At 56.7% G+C, this 270-nt stretch carries 1 pseudogene; it reads right to left on the bottom strand.

Going from position 1 to position 270, the window contains the following annotated elements:
* Positions 1 to 270 (bottom strand): annotated as a pseudogene (locus tag NCS67_RS31820) (hypothetical protein); the annotation flags it as partial.

The raw sequence follows: 270 nt of genomic DNA, 5'->3' as shown, positions 1-270 counted from the left end.
GCGCAAAGCTGCGTCAGGATCATCCTCAAGACGAGAAGTCGTCGATCCCAAAGCAAGAGCCACCAAGGCCGCCTCATGTTCGTTAACTATCAGCGGGTCGGCCATGCGAATGACCTCTGGATCAACATCAACAACCGGTGCCAGATTGAACACGAATCGTTTGGCGCCGCGAGCAGCTTCGGTAATCCCGTCAGGCGGAATCTCACCTTGACACAACACCACGTCAGCGTCCTGGATGCGCTCGGCTTGAGCTCGAACGGTCTGTGCATC

Origin of the sequence: Caballeronia sp. ATUFL_F2_KS9A (assembly GCF_023630765.1) — a bacterium.
GTDB classification, from domain to species: domain Bacteria; phylum Pseudomonadota; class Gammaproteobacteria; order Burkholderiales; family Burkholderiaceae; genus Caballeronia; species Caballeronia zhejiangensis.
Note: the sequence above shows the minus strand (reverse complement) of the source record. Positions and strands in the feature narration are given on the sequence as shown.